Source organism: Rhizobium sp. SEMIA4064 (assembly GCF_003025035.1).
GTDB lineage: Bacteria > Pseudomonadota > Alphaproteobacteria > Rhizobiales > Rhizobiaceae > Rhizobium > Rhizobium paranaense.
In genome coordinates, this window is the sequence record NZ_PYJN01000013.1 from 576776 (window position 1) to 594594 (window position 17819).

General features: G+C 58.7%; 12 protein-coding genes. 4 read left to right on the plus strand and 8 right to left on the minus strand.

From position 1 onward, the window contains the following. Positions 1–25 precede the first annotated feature (25 nt). Both C9E91_RS09365 and mfd read left to right on the plus strand, forming a co-directional pair. Positions 26–340, plus strand: a complete 315-nt coding sequence (locus C9E91_RS09365; protein WP_107107996.1) for an FAD assembly factor SdhE — start codon at positions 26–28, stop codon at positions 338–340. Next, positions 337–3837 (plus strand): transcription-repair coupling factor, encoded by a 3501-nt coding sequence (mfd, locus tag C9E91_RS09370; RefSeq protein WP_107107997.1) that lies wholly within the window; start codon positions 337–339, stop codon positions 3835–3837. Before C9E91_RS09365 ends, mfd begins: the two co-directional genes overlap by 4 nt. A gap of 202 nt (positions 3838–4039) precedes the next feature. Here mfd and C9E91_RS09375 read toward each other — a convergent pair whose 3' ends face one another. From C9E91_RS09375 to C9E91_RS09385, 3 genes are all read right to left on the minus strand, one after another. Then, positions 4040–5407: an FRG domain-containing protein gene (locus C9E91_RS09375; protein WP_245407459.1), complete on the minus strand. Its 1368-nt coding sequence runs from the start codon at positions 5405–5407 to the stop codon at positions 4040–4042. 361 nt (positions 5408–5768) lie between these two features. Next, complete coding sequence (locus tag C9E91_RS09380; protein WP_028753186.1) at positions 5769–6440, minus strand: DsbA family oxidoreductase; 672 nt, start codon at positions 6438–6440, stop codon at positions 5769–5771. A gap of 110 nt (positions 6441–6550) precedes the next feature. Next, the gene (locus C9E91_RS09385) at positions 6551–8362 is read right to left on the minus strand and encodes an extracellular solute-binding protein (RefSeq protein ID WP_107107998.1); all 1812 of its coding nucleotides are present in this window, start codon (positions 8360–8362) and stop codon (positions 6551–6553) included. Positions 8363–8628: 266 nt separating this feature from the next. On the opposite strand from C9E91_RS09385, the gene C9E91_RS09390 reads away from it, so the two are divergent. Beyond that, the gene (locus C9E91_RS09390) at positions 8629–9288 is read left to right on the plus strand and encodes an invasion associated locus B family protein (RefSeq protein ID WP_107107999.1); all 660 of its coding nucleotides are present in this window, start codon (positions 8629–8631) and stop codon (positions 9286–9288) included. Positions 9289–9615: 327 nt separating this feature from the next. Here the strand turns inward: C9E91_RS09390 and hspQ are convergent, their stop codons facing one another. From hspQ to C9E91_RS09405, 3 genes are all read right to left on the minus strand, one after another. Beyond that, the gene (hspQ, locus tag C9E91_RS09395; RefSeq protein ID WP_107108000.1) at positions 9616–9945 is read right to left on the minus strand and encodes a heat shock protein HspQ; all 330 of its coding nucleotides are present in this window, start codon (positions 9943–9945) and stop codon (positions 9616–9618) included. Between the two features lie 234 nt (positions 9946–10179). Further along, the gene (gene glnA, locus C9E91_RS09400) at positions 10180–11589 is read right to left on the minus strand and encodes a type I glutamate--ammonia ligase (protein ID WP_107108001.1); all 1410 of its coding nucleotides are present in this window, start codon (positions 11587–11589) and stop codon (positions 10180–10182) included. A 61-nt stretch (positions 11590–11650) separates the two neighbouring features. Next, positions 11651–11989 carry a P-II family nitrogen regulator gene (locus C9E91_RS09405; RefSeq protein ID WP_003539626.1) on the minus strand — a complete coding sequence of 113 codons (339 nt, stop codon included), beginning with the start codon at positions 11987–11989 and terminating at the stop codon, positions 11651–11653. Positions 11990–12338: 349 nt separating this feature from the next. On the opposite strand from C9E91_RS09405, the gene C9E91_RS09410 reads away from it, so the two are divergent. After that, positions 12339–13814: an NAD(P)H-hydrate dehydratase gene (locus C9E91_RS09410; protein ID WP_107108145.1), complete on the plus strand. Its 1476-nt coding sequence runs from the start codon at positions 12339–12341 to the stop codon at positions 13812–13814. 68 nt (positions 13815–13882) lie between these two features. Here C9E91_RS09410 and C9E91_RS09415 read toward each other — a convergent pair whose 3' ends face one another. Then, positions 13883–14689, minus strand: coding sequence for a DUF72 domain-containing protein (locus C9E91_RS09415; RefSeq protein WP_107108002.1), 807 nt, complete (start codon positions 14687–14689; stop codon positions 13883–13885). 29 nt (positions 14690–14718) lie between these two features. Then, entirely contained in the window at positions 14719–17640 is a 2922-nt protein-coding gene (gene uvrA, locus C9E91_RS09420) for an excinuclease ABC subunit UvrA (protein ID WP_107108003.1), read from the minus strand. Positions 17641–17819: the final 179 nt, after the last annotated feature.

Below are 17819 nucleotides of genomic sequence, written 5' to 3' on the forward strand. Positions count from 1 at the left end.
ACCCATCAACATAAAGGTGTTTTTGATGACTGGGCTGACTCTCAGCAGTGCCGATCTCGATCCCCGCCGCCGGCGCATTCTCTTTCGCTGTTGGCACCGCGGTATCCGCGAGATGGATCTTGTTTTCGGTCAGTTCGCCGACAACGAATTGCCCCGGCTTGCCGAGGCCGAACTCGATGAACTCGAGCGCATCATGGCCGAGGAAGACAACGATCTCGTCAAATGGATACTCGGAACGCAGCCGGTGCCGGAGCATCTGCGGACGCCGTTATTCATACGCCTTGCCGCCTACCAGCCCGATTTCGAGCAGGTCGCCGAAAAGCTTGGGATAACCAGATGATCCCTGGTTTCGACGCGAAGAAACTGATCGCGGCAAGCGAGCCGCTGACGATTGGCCATGTTCCCGCCGGCCTGGAGCCTTTTCTGCTGGCCGAGCTGGCGAAAACAGGCCAACCGGTTGCCTATGTCATGTCCGATGGCCAGCACATGGCCGACGTCGAACAGATGCTCGGTTTCATCGCGCCCGATATTCCGGTCCTGACGCTGCCCGCCTGGGACTGCCTTCCCTATGACCGCGTTTCGCCGAGTTCCGACACCTCGGCCCGCCGCCTGGCAGCGCTCTCCGGTCTGATCGCCCACCATCACAAGCCGCATGCCGCGATCGTCCTGGTGACGGTCAATGCCATGCTGCAGAAGGTGGCGCCGCAGGATGTGATCGAGAGCCTGGCCTTCTCTGCCCGGCCGGGCAATCAGGTGCATATGGATGACATCGCCGGCCGTCTGGAGCGCAACGGCTTCGATCGTGTCGCGACGGTGCGCGAAGTCGGCGAATATGCCGTGCGCGGCGGCATTCTCGATGTTTTCGTGCCGGGTACGGAAGAGCCGGTGCGCCTCGATTTCTTCGGCGACACGCTGGAAAGCATCCGCAGTTTCGATCCCGCCAGCCAGCGCACCACCGGCCAGATCCGCTCCCTCGACCTCAACCCGATGAGCGAAGTGACGCTGACGCCGGATACGATCAGCCGTTTCCGCAAGAACTATCTTTCAGCTTTCGGCGCGGCGACGCGCGACGACGCCCTCTATGTCGCTGTCTCGGAGGGACGTCGCTATGCCGGCATGGAACACTGGCTGCCGCTGTTCTATGAGAAGCTGGAGACGGTTTTCGACTATCTCCGCGGCTTCCGGCTGGTCACCGATCACACGGTGCGCGAAGCGGCCGAAGAGCGTTCCAAGCTCGTCTTCGACTATTACGATGCCCGTCTGAATTCCGGGCAGGCGGCCAAGGGGCAGATGGCGCAGGGCACGCCCTACAAGCCGGTAACGCCCGGCCAGCTCTATCTTGACGGCAATACCTTCGCCAAGGCACTCGATGCCTTCAATGCTATGCGCATCTCGCCCTTCAATGAACATGAGGGCGAGGCGCGCCGCGTCGTCAGTGTCGACGCCCGTCAGGGGCCGCGCTGGGCACGATCCTCCACCGAGAGTGCCGATAGCGAGCGCGTCAACGTCTTCGATGCCGTGGTCAAGCACATCGCCGACCGCCGCGCCGCCGGCGGCAAGGTCTTGATATCGGCCTGGACGGAAGGTTCGCTCGATCGCCTTTTACAGGTGCTGGCCGAACACGGGCTTGCCCGCGTCAAGACGATCGAAGCCTTCAAGGATATTGGATCGCTGGAGAAGGGCGAGGCGGCCGCCGCCGTGCTGAGCCTGGAAGCAGGCTTCGAGGCCGGCGATCTCGTCGTCATCGGCGAGCAGGACATTCTTGGCGACCGCATGGTGCGCCGCTCCAAACGCCGCAAACGCGCCGCCGATTTTATCTCCGAAGTGGCTGGTCTGGACGAGGGTTCCATCGTCGTCCATGCCGAACACGGTATCGGCCGTTTCGTCGGCCTCCGGACCATCGAGGCGGCCGGCGCGCCGCATGCCTGCCTCGAGCTGCAATATGCCGACGATGCCAAACTGTTCCTGCCGGTCGAAAATATCGATCTCCTGTCGCGCTACGGCGGCGAGGGCACGGAGGCGCAGCTCGACAAGCTGGGCGGCGGCGCCTGGCAGATGCGCAAGGCCAAGCTTAAGAAGCGCCTGCTGGACATGGCCGGCGCGTTGATCCGCGTCGCGGCCGAGCGCCTGACGCGGCATGCGCCGGTGCTGACCTCGCCGGAAGGGCTTTACGACGAGTTTGCTGCCCGCTTCCCCTATGACGAGACCGAAGATCAGATGAACGCCATCGACGCGGTGCGCGACGATCTCGGCGCTGGCCGGCCGATGGACCGCCTCGTCTGCGGCGACGTCGGCTTCGGCAAGACTGAAGTGGCGCTGCGCGCCGCCTTCGTGGCCGCCATGAATGGCGTACAGGTCGCCGTCGTCGTGCCGACGACGCTGCTTGCCCGCCAGCATTTCAAGACCTTCTCGGAGCGCTTCCGTGGCTTGCCGATCCGCGTCCAGCAGGCCTCGCGCCTTGTCGGCGCCAAGGATCTGGCGCTGACCAAGAAGGAAGTGGCCGATGGCAAGACCGATATCGTCGTTGGCACGCATGCGCTGCTTGGCTCCGGCATCCAGTTCGCCAATCTCGGCCTACTGGTGATCGACGAGGAGCAGCACTTCGGCGTCAAGCACAAGGAGCGGCTGAAGGAGCTGAAGAGCGACGTGCATGTGCTGACGCTGTCTGCAACGCCGATTCCGCGCACGCTGCAGCTCGCCATGACCGGCGTGCGTGAACTGTCGCTGATCACCACCCCGCCGGTCGACCGCATGGCGGTGCGCACCTTCATCTCGCCCTTCGATTCGCTCGTCATCCGCGAGACGCTGATGCGCGAGCATTATCGCGGCGGCCAGAGCTTCTATGTCTGCCCGCGCCTGGCCGATCTCGCCGACATCCACGCCTTCCTGCAGTCGGATGTGCCGGAGCTGAAAGTGGCTGTCGCGCATGGTCAGATGCCGGCCGGTGAGCTCGAAGACATCATGAACGCCTTCTATGAAGGCCGTTATGACGTGCTGCTGTCGACTACCATCGTCGAATCCGGTCTCGACGTGCCGACGGCCAATACGCTGATCGTCCACCGCGCCGACATGTTCGGCCTGGCGCAGCTCTATCAGTTGCGCGGCCGCGTCGGTCGGTCGAAAGTGCGCGCCTTCGCCCTCTTCACCTTGCCGGTCAACAAGGTTCTGACGACGACCGCGGAGCGCCGCCTGAAGGTGCTGCAGTCGCTCGACACGCTCGGCGCCGGCTTCCAGCTCGCAAGCCACGATCTCGATATCCGCGGCGCCGGCAATCTGCTTGGTGAAGAACAGTCCGGTCACATCAAGGAAGTGGGCTTCGAGCTTTACCAGCAAATGCTTGAAGAGGCTGTCGCCGAGGTCAAGGGCGTCGACGAGATCCAGGATACCGGCTGGTCGCCGCAGATTTCCGTTGGCACGCCTGTCATGATCCCCGACGATTACGTGCCGGACCTGCATCTGCGCATGGCGCTCTATCGCCGCCTCGGCGAGATCACCGAGATCAAGGAGATCGACGGCTTCGGTGCCGAAATGATCGATCGATTCGGCCCGATGCCGCTGGAGGTGCAGCATCTCCTGAAGATCGTCTACATCAAGTCGCTTTGCCGCATCGCCAATGTCGAAAAGCTGGACGCCGGCCCGAAGGGCGTCGTCGTGCAGTTCCGCAACAAGGAATTCCCGAACCCGGCCAACCTCGTCGGCTATATCGCCAAGCAAGGCACCATGGCAAAGATACGCCCCGACCAGAGCGTCTTCCTGACCCGCGACCTGCCATCACCGGAAAAACGGCTCCAGGGCGCGGCTGTGGTGATGACGCAGTTGGCGGAATTGGCGAAGTAGTGGGTGCGATGGTATGTAGCAAATACCATCAGCAGCAACTCGCGATTCGATACGGATACTGGCGTGTTGGGCCGAGGACAAAAGTCAATAATATTCCCCGTCAAGGGTCTGGCTATGGGAGCTCATGCTATAGGCAACCTTGTCACTCCACGTGTATTTTAAACCTCCAAGAGTGAGCTAGCTCTCGCAATACAGACTGCACTCAAGTCGATTGCGGCTGCAAATATCGGTCGCGGAGATGAACTGTAGTTTGATCTATGCTCGGGTAAACCGTTGTTGCATTAATATTGATGCTGTCGAGTTGGGCGAGGATATGCTTCTTGTTCGTGATCCCTATTCGAGCGATTTCAATCCCGTCGGTGCCAACTTCCGGCAATATCGCCTCATGTCCAAATAGGAGGAATGCACCGGACTGAGATTTTATTCTACTGTTCGTCCTCTTAGCTTTGACACAGAGGATGGAGCCGAGATCATCGGGCTGGATGCGACCTTCAAAGTAGCTTTTTTCCGATTTGATATGGTGAAGTAGCTTGTGAGCGACATCTTCATTGTTAAACTGGATCAACTCCATACCGAGATTAATTTCGCTCTTTTGGCTGTTAGTGAGATTGGACAAATTGGATAAGCAACTCACAGTATCAGAGTCGTAGTATTTGATCTTCTCACGCTCGATACGGAATATGATGACTTCTCCGTCACTGTTCATAAGATCTTCCCTGCAATAACAGGCAAAAAATAGCGCCATTAGTGGATTGCCGGAGATATCCAACAGGCGGGTGGGTAGCCCGTAGTGCTGCATACGAACCAGGCGGTCAAAGCAATATTGATCGCCTTGGAATTCGTCATAATGCGCTATGAGTAATTCCTTACAGAGCCGATCCTCGTTCGGCATGTATTTCCATGCTCCATCCGGCCATTTCCTGAGAAGCGAAGGCGTCAACTCAAAGCTCGCATCCTCATGTCCACGATAGAAGTTTTCCATCGAGGTATTAACGGGCAATCCATGGAGTAAGCCAAGGAAAATCTCAACGCTATCTGCTACACCGATGATATTCTTCTCGCGCACCGGAGGCTCGGCAACGACGGTTGTCTCATCGGGAGTTAGCTGTTGTTCGATAGCGCCATGAAACTCTGGATAAGCTTGCGCAATCTTCCTAAGAATGTCTCGAAAATCACCCGATCGAACGGCCCAGTGCGTCCGGTAGAGCTGAAATCCGTCAGCCCCGAAGAGCTCTTTAGCCTCTTCTACGCTATCAAACTTTACCTCTCCAAAATCGATCACCACCTTAAAACGGGTCGAAACCTCTTTTCTGTCTGCTTGCGTCTGTCCTATGTGACCGTACTTGATCAGCATCGACACGAAGCCCAAATCTTTTGAAATCTCGCTACATAAGAATGTCGGCAACTTCTCAAGAAAGTCTATGGCGGTCGATCCAACCCCCTCGAGCCGCTTCTCGATATCTGTAGGGGTATATTCGAACATGCGACCTCTGCTCATGGTGAGGTCAATTTCATCCCCGTCTAGATAGTCCCGGTTGCCAAAGGAGATATAATTGAAGTTCTCCGACACGCCAGCGCTCCTCTGCGGCATATGCAGCCCTGCAATAGTCTGGGCTAGTATTCACATCTATCACCCCTACAATAAGATCTGGCTAACGGCCATAATATTGGAGCGGTGAAATTGGCGACGCGATACCTAACAAGATGAAGATCTTTTTCCGGGAGGCTGCGCTTACCTTAAGCCGAATTTTCGTGCCTCCGAGGAAAACTACGCACTGATTGCAATCTATCTGACCACGAGAGAAAACTGGAATGCGACGGGAAAGCCTCGAATCTAGAAATTAAGGCTCCACAATTGGCACAAAGCGGTCTCCCACCTCTCTAAAATGGTCGTCAACCTTTGCTCCCTAACGATGGAAATAGGAATACGCTCAATTCATCCCAGCCCGCGCTTCCGCCTTTAGCTTGGCGATATCCCGCAGCGCCCCAACCAGAACGTCAGGCGTTTGAGCACCGCTCACCGCATATTGCTGGTCGAAGATGAAGAAGGGCACGCCGTTGACGCCGATCTTTTGGGCGGCGTCGATTTCGCCGACGATGAGATCGCGGTCGGCGTTGGAGGAGAGCAGGGTGGCGATGACGGAGCGGTCGAGGCCGGCCTTTTCGGCGATGTCCAGCAGCACGGCATGATCGCCGACATTGCGGCCTTCTTCGAAATTGGCCTTGAACAGGGCGGTGACCACCTTTTCCTGCTTCTCGCGGTCCTCGGTGCCTGCCCATTGGATGAGGCGATGGGCGTCAAGCGTGTTCGGGCCGATCTTGATCGCTTCGAAATCGAACTTGATGCCCACTTCGCGGCCGAGATCGGTCAGCATCTTGTGCGCCTGCGCGACGCGCTCGGCGCCGCCGAGCTTCTGCTCAAGCGCCGTCTTCTGGTCGACGCCTTCGGGCGGATAGTCGGGATTGAGGCGATAGGGCCGCCAGTTGATGTCGACGCCCACTTCGTCCTGCACCTCGGCGATTGCCAGCTCCAGCCGAGCCTTGCCGAGATAGCACCACGGACAAACGACGTCCGAGACGATATCGATCGTGATGCGTTCCATGGCTCAATCCTTCCGATCTATGGGGCTTTAAGGTGCCATCTAGGCCTTTAGGGCGGAGGCTTCAACCAGTTACCGAAAAGGAACCGGGTAACAATTGGCGGCGGAAGCCTTTATTGCACCGATGCATCCCACCAAACGGGCAACTGATAGCCATAGAGCGGCAGGACATCGGGATGGGCGATACGGCTGCGCCGCGCCACCCATTGCTGACCAATATGGTAGAGCGGCACGACATAGTAGCCGGAAATCAAGATACGATCGAAGGAGCGCACCGCATCCCGGAAATCTTCGGCGGAGCGGGCGGCAAGGAAATGATCCATCAACATGTCGACGTCAGGATCGGCGACACCCGCAAAATTGAGGCTGCCCTCGGTTTTGGCGGCAACAGACCCCCAACGCCCTACCTGCTCGATGCCAGGCGACAGCGATGACGGGTAGGCTTTCAAGATCATATCGTAATCGTAGCTTATCGTCCGGCGCTGATATTGCGAATCATCGACGGTGCGGATGGTCACCGCGATGCCGAGCAGCGCTAAAGATCGGCGATAGGCGATTGCGATACGTTCCTGGTCGGGATTCTGCGTCATGATCTCGAAGCTGAGTTGACGCCCGGTGCTATCGACCATCTTTTCGCCTTTGATCGTGTAGCCGCCCTGCTTGAGCAGATCGACGGCCTTGCGCAAAATGGCGCGGTCGCGACCAGAACCGTCGCTGACGGGCAGCCTGTAGGTGCCATCAAGTACATCTGGATCGATGCGATCCTTGATCGGGCCTAGCATGGCAAGCTCGCGTGCATCCGCGGGCACGCCGAGCGAGGAGAGGTCGGAGTTCTGCCAATAGCTCTGCGTGCGCGTATAGGCGTTCGAAGAGAGGCTCCGGTTCACCCATTCGAAATCAAAGGCAAGTGCTAGGCCCTGGCGAACCTTCTTGTTGGCAAAGATCGGCCGGCGCGTATTGAAGACGAAACCGAACATGCCACTCGGCAATTCCGGCTTAAAAACGTCTTTGACGACAGCGCCGGAGGTCACTGCCGGGAAATCATAGGCCACCTGCCAATGGCCGGGGCTGCCGTCGGGATAAATGTCGATGTCGCCTTTCTTGAAGGCTTCAAACAGCGTGGTTTCCTGCAGGAAATAATTGACTGAAATCTCGTCGTAATTGTCGACGCCGACTTTCACGGGAATGTCCTTGCCCCAATAATCGGGATTGCGCTCAAACACGATGCGCTGGCCGGGATCGATGCTCTTGACCCTATAGGGGCCAGAGCCGATCGGAATGCTGAGCGTCGTCCGGTCGAAATTATCGGGGTCGATCGCATGTTTCGGCAGGATCGGCAGCGACGAGGCGATGATCAGTGGCGTTTCGCGATTGGCCTTTTCGTTGAAATGGATCAGGACGCTATGCTCGCCGACCTTCTCCATCTTGCCGATCGTTTCCAGCCAGGACGAAAGCGGCACGCGACCCTTATCGTGCAGCAGTTGGAGGGTGAAGATCACATCCTCGGGCGTTACCGGCTGCCCATCCGACCACTTGGCATTCGGATTGAGGTTGAACTGAATATAGCTGCGGCTGTCGTCCCATTCGACCGTCTTCGCCAGCAATCCGTAAAGCGTGAAGGGCTCGTCACGCGAGCGCTGCATCAGCGATTCGTAGATGAGATTGCCGTAATCCGGATCCCACATGCCGCGCGCCGTCGTGCGCATGCTTTTCAGGATGAAGGGATTGAGATTGTCGAATGTGCCGACGACACCATAGTTGATATGGCCGCCCTTTTTTACGTTCGGATTGACGTAGGGAAAATGCGTATAATCCGCCGGTAGGGCGGGATCTCCATGCATAGCGATACCATAGAGCGGCTGAGCGAGCGCGGCACCGCAGAATGCTGAGAAGAACAGGAAAATAGCGATCCGGAGCGCTTGCATGGCATCCTTTCCGGTAAGGGGCATGATTCTGCGGAACCTTATCATGAGAGTGCCGAATCCAACACGCGCCTACGGGAATTCTTAGGTCTCGACAGAAAAGACCAAAGAAAAGCTGGATATCCGCGCCGGTGCGATGTAACAGGGGTGCCGGGTTTCTCGGGTCATGCATTTGCCTTAATCTTTCGACAGGTGGACGGCGGTTTGACCCGATTGGCATGGGGCGGCAGGCTGTCGTCCCGCATCGGATTTCAGGAGGCGGTTTCGCTATGACGTTCAAGACTGACAACAAAATGCGGGCAGGACTTTCTGCTCTGGCTCTCATGATCGGTGCAGCGCTTCCGGCTGCTGCTTTCGCTCAAGATGCCTCGGATGCAGCTCCTGCTGATGGTGGCGGTAACGCCGCTCAGCCGCGCCTCGGCTGGTACAAGACCTGCACCAAGCAGGACGACGCCGACATCTGCATCGTTCAGAACCTGATCATGGCCAACAACGGCCAGTTGGTGACTGCAGTCGGCCTCATCTCGGTCGACGGCAAGGTCAACCGCAAGATCCTTCAGATTTCCGTTCCGACCGCACGTCTGATCGCTCCCGGCATCACCATGCAGGTCGACGGTGGCAAGGGCCAGAAGATCGATTACGCCGTATGTCTGCCGGACAAGTGCACGGCCGAAGTGCCGCTGACCGACGCCATGATCGCAGCCTTGAAGAAGGGCACCGACGTGACCTTCACCTCGATCAACTTCCGTCGCGCTCCGAACCCGATCAAGATCTCGCTCGAAGGCTTCGGCGCTGCCTATGACGGCGCGGCAATCTCCGACTCGAAGCTGGCCGAAAGCCAGAAGAGCCTGCAGGACAGCATGCAGAAGAAGGCCGAAGAAGCTCGCAAGAAGCTGGAAGACGCCCAGAAGGCTGCAAAGCAGCAGTAAGCCGCAGGGCTTGCAGGGGTTGGCGATTGGCTGATCCCGCCTGGCCAGATCCGGGAAGTGATTCCCGACTAAAATCAAAAACCGCTTGCAACCGATTGTTGCGAGCGGTTTTTTCATTTGCCGGATGAAGGTATTCAAGCTTGACGCATCATACTGCCGCTTGCGGAGCTACAGGTGAGTCGAATGCAAGCCCCTGAGGAATTTCTGACGTCGATCGTCATCGCCGCGAACTGTTACTGGATGCCGGCAATTGGCCGGTGTCCGCTCAAAACGAAAGGGAAGACGTTGGGAGCGTCTTCCCTTCGAAAACTTGCATGAAATTGACGCTTAGTGGGCGAAGCTCATCTTGGGCTTGAACTCGCCTGTGGGCGCTTTATCGAAGATCTGAGCAATCTGCGGGTTACGGAGCGGGACACCGCTTTCGTCGCTGATCAGGTTCTGCTCGGACACGTATGCGACATATTCCGTCTCGTCGTTTTCGGCGAGAAGGTGGTAGAAGGGCTGGTCCTTGCTGGGCCGCACTTCTGCCGGGATGGAATTCCACCACTCTTCAGTGTTGGAGAATTCCGGATCGACGTCGAAGATGACACCGCGGAAGGGAAACATCCGGTGCCGAACCACGTCGCCTATGTTGAATTTTGCGTAGCGTTCTTTCATGGCGCGACTTCCTTTCAAGCAATCATGTGGTGAATTCCACCGCCGATATCAAGGATTTTGCCCCGTTTCCTTCATGCAATCGTCACATTCGATCAACGCTGTTCGCCCTACATTGTTCGATTGCGCGATACACGAATTGTAATGTCCAGTAAGGCAGCCGCGACCGAAAATACGTCTGCCTTACGCTTGCCAGCAAGCAAAAGCCCCGGCTGACCGGGGCTTTCACCTCGGTTCTTATGCCGAGTAGTACATATCGTATTCAACCGGATGCGGGGTCATTTCAAAGCGCATGACTTCCTGCATCTTTAGCTCGATGAAGGCATCGATCTGATCGTCGTCGAAGACGCCGCCGGCGGTCAGGAACTTGCGGTCCTTGTCCAGGCTTTCGAGCGCTTCGCGCAACGAGCCGCAGACCGTCGGGATCTTCTTCAGCTCCTTCGGCGGCAGATCGTACAGGTCCTTGTCCATGGCCTTGCCCGGATGGATCTTGTTCTTGATGCCGTCGAGGCCGGCCATCAGCATGGCGGCAAAGGCGAGATAAGGGTTGGCGGTCGGGTCGGGGAAGCGAACTTCGACGCGCTTTGCCTTCGGGTTGGAGCCGAACGGGATACGGCAGGAAGCCGAGCGGTTGCGAGCCGAGTAGGCGAGCAGAACCGGAGCCTCATAGCCCGGGACGAGACGCTTGTAGGAGTTCGTCGACGGGTTGGTGAAGGCGTTGATCGCCTTGGCATGCTTGATGATGCCGCCGATGTAGAAGAGGCAGCTCTCGGAGAGACCAGCATATTCGTCGCCGGCGAAAGTCGGCTTGCCGCTCTTCCAGATCGACTGGTGAACGTGCATGCCCGAGCCGTTGTCGCCGAAGATCGGCTTCGGCATGAAGGTTGCCGTCTTGCCATAGGCGTTGGCGACCTGATGAACGACGTACTTGTAGATCTGCATCTTGTCGGCGTTGCGCACGAGCGTGTCGAACTTGATGCCGAGCTCATGCTGGGCAGCCGCGACCTCGTGGTGATGCTTTTCGACGACGACGCCCATCTCGGCGAGAACCGTCAGCATCTCCGAACGCATGTCCTGGGCGCTGTCGACCGGCGGAACCGGGAAGTAGCCGCCCTTGACGCGCGGACGGTGGCCGAGGTTGCCGGTTTCATAGTCGGTATCGTCGTTGGACGGCAATTCGCTGGAGTCGAGCTTGAAGCCGGTGTTGTACGGATCGGCCTTGTACTTGACGTCGTCGAAGACGAAGAATTCGGCTTCCGGGCCGAAGAAAGCGGTGTCGCCGATGCCGGATGCCTTGAGGTAGGCTTCGGCCTTCTTGGCGGTGCCGCGCGGATCGCGGTTGTAGGCTTCGCCCGAGACCGGATCGAGAATGTCGCAGAGGATGACCATGGTGGACTGCGCGAAGAACGGATCCATGTGAACCGTGTCGGTATCGGGCATCAGCACCATGTCGGACTCGTTGATGGCCTTCCAACCCCCAATCGAGGAGCCGTCGAACATGACGCCATCGGCGAACATGTCTTCGTCGACGCAGACGACGTCCATCGTGACGTGCTGCAGCTTGCCCTTGGGATCCGTGAACCGCAGGTCAACGAACTTGACGTCGTTATCCTTGATTTGTTTGAGAATTTCGCTTGCGGTCGTCATTAAAACTACTTCCCTTGACTTAGATGACGATTACGAGCCTCGGCGTTGACGGCCGGGCCGGTTAGATGGCGTCTATACCTGTTTCTCCGGTGCGGATTCGAATGACCTCTTCCACATTGGAGACGAAAATCTTTCCGTCGCCGATCCGGCCGGTTTGCGCAGCCTTGCGGATGGCGTCGATCACCGCTTCCGCATTTTCGTCCGCCAATACGACTTCGACCTTCACCTTAGGCAGGAAGTCGACGACGTATTCGGCGCCACGGTAAAGCTCCGTGTGGCCTTTCTGACGACCGAAGCCCTTCGCTTCCGTGACAGTGATGCCCTGCAGACCGACTTCCTGAAGGGCTTCCTTCACTTCGTCCAGCTTGAAAGGCTTAATGATCGCTTCGATCTTTTTCATGAGAAAATGTCTCTCCGCTTCTCCCGTTACAGCAGGACCATTCCCCGCTTGGCCAACCTGATGCATGTATCATGCCAGTTTACGGAGGCCTGCCGTAAAAAATCCCGGCGAATTGATGCCGAGACCCCGGATTGATGAGGATTTTTCGGAAAAATGGAAGCGATTTCGCACCGAAATGCACGAGATAAGCAAAATTTTGCAAAAAAGTGCTGTATTTCTCACAATTGTACTTCGGGAGGATTTTGGATGTGTTTGCGTAATTATTATGCAAATGCGCGATATGTGGGCAAATGATGCCTCGGAATGGCGATTGTTTTTCAGGCAGGTTTCGCATTCAATGGCGTCCATCATGATGTCACCGCTCGCCGATCTGCTTCTTTCGCCCGAGGATATGGCCGCTGTCGATCAGGCGGCTGCCGCCTCTGGCATCGACTCCTACGGACTTATGGAAAGGGCAGGCCAGGCGGTGGCTGCGAGCGCCCTTCGGCATTTCCCGGAGGCCCTGCGATTTATCGTGCTCTGCGGCCCCGGCAATAATGGCGGCGACGGCTATGTCGCGGCGCGCGCCCTACGGCAAACCGGTGCGGAGGTTCGGGTCTTTCACCTTGGCGATCCCAAAATATTGAAAGGAGATGCCGCCCGCGCCTTTAAGGATTGTCCTGATGATGGAGAGGCGCTCGGGCGGTATGCGCCGCGCCCGGGAGACATCGTCATCGACGCCATTTTCGGCGCTGGCCTGTCCCGTCCCGTCTCCGATGAGGTGGCGGCGATCATCGCAGAAATTGCCGAGGCCCGCATTCCCGTCATCGCCGTCGACTTGCCCTCGGGTCTCGACGGCCGCAGTGGGCAGGTGCTGGGTGCTGCCTTTCGCGCCGTTCGCACGGTCACCTTCATGACCCGCAAACCCGGTCACCTGCTGATGCCAGGTCGCGACCTTTGTGGCGCGCTGGAAGTTTTCGACATCGGCATTCCCGCGCGCATTGTCCGCGCCCATGCGAACGGCCTGATCGCAGAAAACATGCCGGTGCAATGGCAGGCGGACCTGCCCCCGGCTGACACGGACACCCATAAATACAAGCGCGGTCATCTGGTGGTCTTTTCCGGCGGTGCGACCGCCACGGGTGCTGCCCGCATGTCGGCCATGGCGGGGCTGAGGGCGGGGGCAGGGCTCGTCACCATCGCCTCGCCGGAACAGGCGCTGTCCGTCAATGCCGGGCTGCTGACGGCGATCATGCTGCGCGCAGTCGACGACGAGGCCGCCTTGCGCGCCTGGCTCACCGACCAGCGCCTCTCGACTTTCGTCCTCGGTCCCGGTTTCGGCGCCGGCGAGAAGGCCCGGCAATTCGCGCTGGCTGTGAGTGACCGCCATCTGGTCCTCGACGCCGATGGCATCACTTCGTTTCGCGATGAACCGCAGCACTTGTTCGATGCTTTCTCGGAGGGCCCGACACGCCTGGTCTTGACGCCGCATGAGGGCGAATTCGCCCGCTTATTTCCCGATCTTGCTGCCGATGACGCATTAAGCAAGGTCGAGAAGGCGAGGGCGGCAGCAGCGCGCGCCCATGCCGCCATCATCTATAAAGGTGCCGACAGCGTTATCGCCGCACCCGACGGCCGGGCTTTGATCAATGCCAACGCGCCGCCATGGCTTGCCACCGCCGGCTCCGGCGACGTGCTCGCCGGCATCATCGGCGGGCTCCTGGCGCAGGGCACATCTGCGTTTGAAGCGGCGGCGGCCGGTGTCTGGCTGCATGGCCTTGCCGGGCAGCGCGCAGGCAAAGGGCTGACGGCCGAAGATCTCGTCGCCCATGTTGCTCCCTTCTAAGAGCAATTCCAGGAAAAGTGCGAAGCGGTTTTCCGTCCGGAATGCGTAAAAGCAAAGGGATAGAGCGATTACTTAGCCACTTCCTCCTGCAGCGCGATCGCGCCATGCGGAGCATTGACCTTGCCTTCATGGATCATGAAGGCAAAGACGTCGCGCGGCTCAGCCTTGACCTTGCGATCCCCATCGATCAGCGCCAGGTCATCGGGTATCTTGCCCTCCGCCCAGGTTTCCAACCGCTTCGCCCAGGCCTTCAATTCTTTCGGCGGATAACAGGTCTTGATGTCGTCGGATCCCTTCTGTAGGCGGGCATAGACGAAATCGGCGGTCACATCGGCGATCATCGGATATTCGAAATGCTCGGCGCAAACCGGCGCGACATTGTATTTGGCGAGCAAAGCGATGAATTCCGGCACTTTGAACGAGTCATGCCGGACCTCGACAACATGCTTCAGCGCCAAGCCGTCCTGCTTGTCCGGCAGCAATTTAAGGAACGCCTCGAAATCATCCGGATCGAACTTCTTGGTCGGCGCGAATTGCCAGAGAAGCGGCCCGAGATGATCGCCCAGTTCGCTGATGCCGGATTCAAGAAAGCGCTGCATCGATTCACCGGCCTCGGAAAGCACCCGCCGGTTGGTGACGAAACGTGTCGCCTTGAGTGAGAAGATGAAACCACCAGGAACATCGGCAGCCCATTTGGCAAAAACCTCCGGCTTCTGCGTGCTGTAATAGGTGCCGTTGACCTCGATCACCTTCAGCTTGCGGCTGGCAAAATTGAGTTCGTCCTTCTGCTTGAGCGTGTCGGGATAGAATGTCCCGCGCCAGGGCTCAAAGGTCCAGCCGCCGATACCGGTTCGGATCGTGCCTGCAGTGGTCATTCTCTCCTCCATTGATCGGCGAGGCTAACTTACTCCGCCGCCGCTACCTTCTTCATTGGCCGCCGCTCCAGCAGTTCCTTCAGAAACTGGCCGGTATAGGATCGCTTCTCCTTGACGATCGTCTCCGGCGTGCCCGCGGCGACGATTTCGCCGCCGCCGTCGCCGCCTTCGGGACCGAAGTCGAGGATCCAGTCGGCCGTCTTGATGACCTCGAGATTATGCTCGATGACAACAACCGAATTGCCCTGGTTGACCAGTTCGTGCAGCATTTCCAGCAGCTTGGCGACGTCGTGGAAGTGCAGGCCGGTGGTCGGTTCGTCGAGGATATAGAGCGTGCGCCCGGTCGATCGCTTCGACAGCTCCTTGGCCAGCTTGACGCGCTGTGCTTCGCCGCCCGAAAGCGTATTGGCCTGCTGACCGACCTTGATGTAGCCGAGACCGACATCCTTCAGAGATTGCAGTTTGTCGCGCACGGCAGGAACAGCCGCAAAGAAATCGACGCCTTCTTCGACCGTCATGTCGAGCACATCGGCGATCGACTTGGTCTTGAAGGTGACGTCCAGGGTCTCCCTGTTATAGCGCTTGCCGTGGCAGACGTCGCAGGTAACGTAGACGTCGGGCAGGAAGTGCATTTCGATCTTGATGACGCCATCGCCCTGGCAGGCTTCGCAACGGCCGCCCTTGACGTTGAAGGAGAAGCGGCCCGGCTGATAGCCGCGCGCTTTGGCCTCCGGCAGGCCGGCAAACCAATCGCGGATCGGCGTGAAGGCGCCGGTATAGGTCGCCGGGTTCGATCGCGGCGTGCGGCCGATCGGCGACTGGTCGATATCGATCACCTTGTCGATATGTTCGAAGCCATCGATGCGATCGTGGTCGGCCGGGATTTCGCGTGCGCCCATGACGCGGCGTGCGGCTGACTTATAGAGCGTCTCGACCAGGAAGGTGGACTTGCCGCCGCCTGAAACGCCGGTGACCGCGGTGAAGACGCCAAGCGGGATCGAGGCAGTGACGTTCTTGAGGTTGTTGCCTCTCGCGCCGATAACCTTGATCTCCTTGCCCTTCTTGGCCTTGCGGCGCTCGTCGGGAACGGGCACGCCGAGTTCGCCGGAGAGATATTTGCCGGTCAGCGATTTCGGATTGGCCATGATGTCCTGCGGCGTGCCATGCGCCACCACCTGGCCGCCATGTACGCCAGCGGCGGGACCGATATCGACGACATCATCCGCCGTCAGGATCGCATCCTCGTCGTGTTCGACGACGATCACCGTATTGCCGATGTCACGCAGATGTTTCAGCGTTTCCAGCAACCGGGCATTGTCGCGCTGATGCAGGCCGATCGACGGTTCGTCGAGGACATAGAGCACGCCCGTCAGGCCCGAGCCGATCTGCGAGGCCAGGCGAATACGCTGGCTTTCGCCGCCGGACAGCGTGCCGGAATTGCGCGATAGGCTCAGATATTCGAGACCGACATCGTTGAGGAAACGCAGTCGATCGCGGATCTCCTTGAGGATACGCACGGCGATCTCGTTCTGCTTGTCGGTGAACGTTTCCGGCAGCACATTGAACCAGTCGCGAGCGACCCGGATCGACATTTCCGCGACCTGGCTGATATGCAGCTTGTTGATCTTCACCGCCAGCGCTTCCGGCTTCAGGCGATAGCCGTTGCAAGCCGGGCAGGGCGCGGCCGACATGAAACGCTCGATCTCCTCGCGCGCCCAGGCGGAATCCGTTTCCTTCCAGCGCCGCTCGAGGTTCGGCACGATGCCTTCGAAATTCTTGTGCGTCGTATAGGAACGGGCACCGTCGGCGTAGTGGAACTCGATCTTATCCTCGGTGCCATTCAGAATAACGTCCTGCGCCGTGTCGGACAGGTCGCTCCAGCGGCTGCCGAGCTTGAAGCCGTAATGCTTGCCGAGCGCTTCCAGCGTCTGATTGTAATAGGGCGAGGTCGATTTGGCCCAGGGCGCGATCGCGCCGTCGCGCAGCGTGCGCTCCGGTTCCGGTACGATCAGGGCCGAGTCGATCTTTTGCAGTGAGCCAAGCCCGTCGCAGGAAGGGCAGGCGCCGAAGGGATTGTTGAACGAGAAGAGCCGCGGCTCGATTTCCGGAATGGTGAAGCCGGAAACCGGGCAGGCGAATTTTTCCGAAAACAGCACGCGTTCATGCGTCTCGTTCAGCGACTTGTTGGCGGAGCCGCCGGCCGCGGTTTCTTCCGGCGGCAACGGCTTATCAGCGAATTCTGCAACGGCAAGGCCGTCGGCGAGACGTAGCGAGGTTTCGAAGCTGTCCGCCAGGCGAGCCGAGACATCGGGTCTGACGACGATACGGTCGACCACAACGTCGATGTCGTGCTTGTATTTCTTGTCGAGCGCCGGGACATCGGCAATCTCGTAAAACTGCCCGTCGACCTTGACGCGCTGGAAGCCCTTTTTCATGAGCTCCGCCAGTTCCTTCTTGTATTCGCCCTTACGGCCGCGCACGAGCGGCGCCAGGATATAAAGCCTGGTACCTTCGCCGAAGGCGAGCACGCGGTCGACCATTTGGCTCACCGTCTGGCTCTCGATCGGCAGGCCGGTTGCCGGTGAATAGGGCACGCCGACGCGGGCAAACAGAAGACGCATATAGTCGTAGATTTCGGTAACGGTGCCGACCGTCGAGCGCGGGTTGCGCGACGTGGTCTTCTGCTCGATCGAAATCGCCGGCGACAGGCCGTCGATCTGGTCGACATCCGGCTTCTGCATCATCTCCAGGAACTGCCGCGCATAGGCCGACAGGCTCTCGACATAGCGGCGTTGTCCTTCGGCATAGATCGTGTCGAAGGCGAGCGAGGATTTGCCCGAGCCGGAAAGGCCGGTCATGACGATCAGCTTGTTGCGCGGAAGATCGAGATCGATCCCCTTGAGATTGTGCTCGCGTGCGCCACGTATGGAAATAGTCTTCAGTTCACTCATCGTCGTCTGCGGTCCCTTGGTGTCTGCCCTTATTTAGTGATGCTCGCCCGTGAGTCGAGGCTGAAATGAAGGACAGCGCCGGGTTTTCGATTCGGTTGACAGGATCATAGAGGTGAATTAGAACAAAGAAAGAACAAATTTGCCTTTGGGTCAAGGCCACATGTGATTTCGCATGTCAT

Coding starts and splice junctions, on each gene's coding strand:
- C9E91_RS09365 (WP_107107996.1), top strand. CDS start 26: ATGACTGGGCTGACTCTCAGCAGTGCCGATCTCGATCCCCGCCGCCGG.
- mfd (WP_107107997.1), top strand. CDS start 337: ATGATCCCTGGTTTCGACGCGAAGAAACTGATCGCGGCAAGCGAGCCG.
- C9E91_RS09380 (WP_028753186.1), bottom strand. CDS start 6,440: ATGGAACGCATCACGATCGATATCGTCTCGGACGTCGTTTGTCCGTGG.
- C9E91_RS09385 (WP_107107998.1), bottom strand. CDS start 8,362: ATGCAAGCGCTCCGGATCGCTATTTTCCTGTTCTTCTCAGCATTCTGC.
- C9E91_RS09390 (WP_107107999.1), top strand. CDS start 8,629: ATGACGTTCAAGACTGACAACAAAATGCGGGCAGGACTTTCTGCTCTG.
- hspQ (WP_107108000.1), bottom strand. CDS start 9,945: ATGAAAGAACGCTACGCAAAATTCAACATAGGCGACGTGGTTCGGCAC.
- glnA (WP_107108001.1), bottom strand. CDS start 11,589: ATGACGACCGCAAGCGAAATTCTCAAACAAATCAAGGATAACGACGTC.
- C9E91_RS09405 (WP_003539626.1), bottom strand. CDS start 11,989: ATGAAAAAGATCGAAGCGATCATTAAGCCTTTCAAGCTGGACGAAGTG.
- C9E91_RS09410 (WP_107108145.1), top strand. CDS start 12,339: ATGATGTCACCGCTCGCCGATCTGCTTCTTTCGCCCGAGGATATGGCC.
- C9E91_RS09415 (WP_107108002.1), bottom strand. CDS start 14,689: ATGACCACTGCAGGCACGATCCGAACCGGTATCGGCGGCTGGACCTTT.
- uvrA (WP_107108003.1), bottom strand. CDS start 17,640: ATGAGTGAACTGAAGACTATTTCCATACGTGGCGCACGCGAGCACAAT.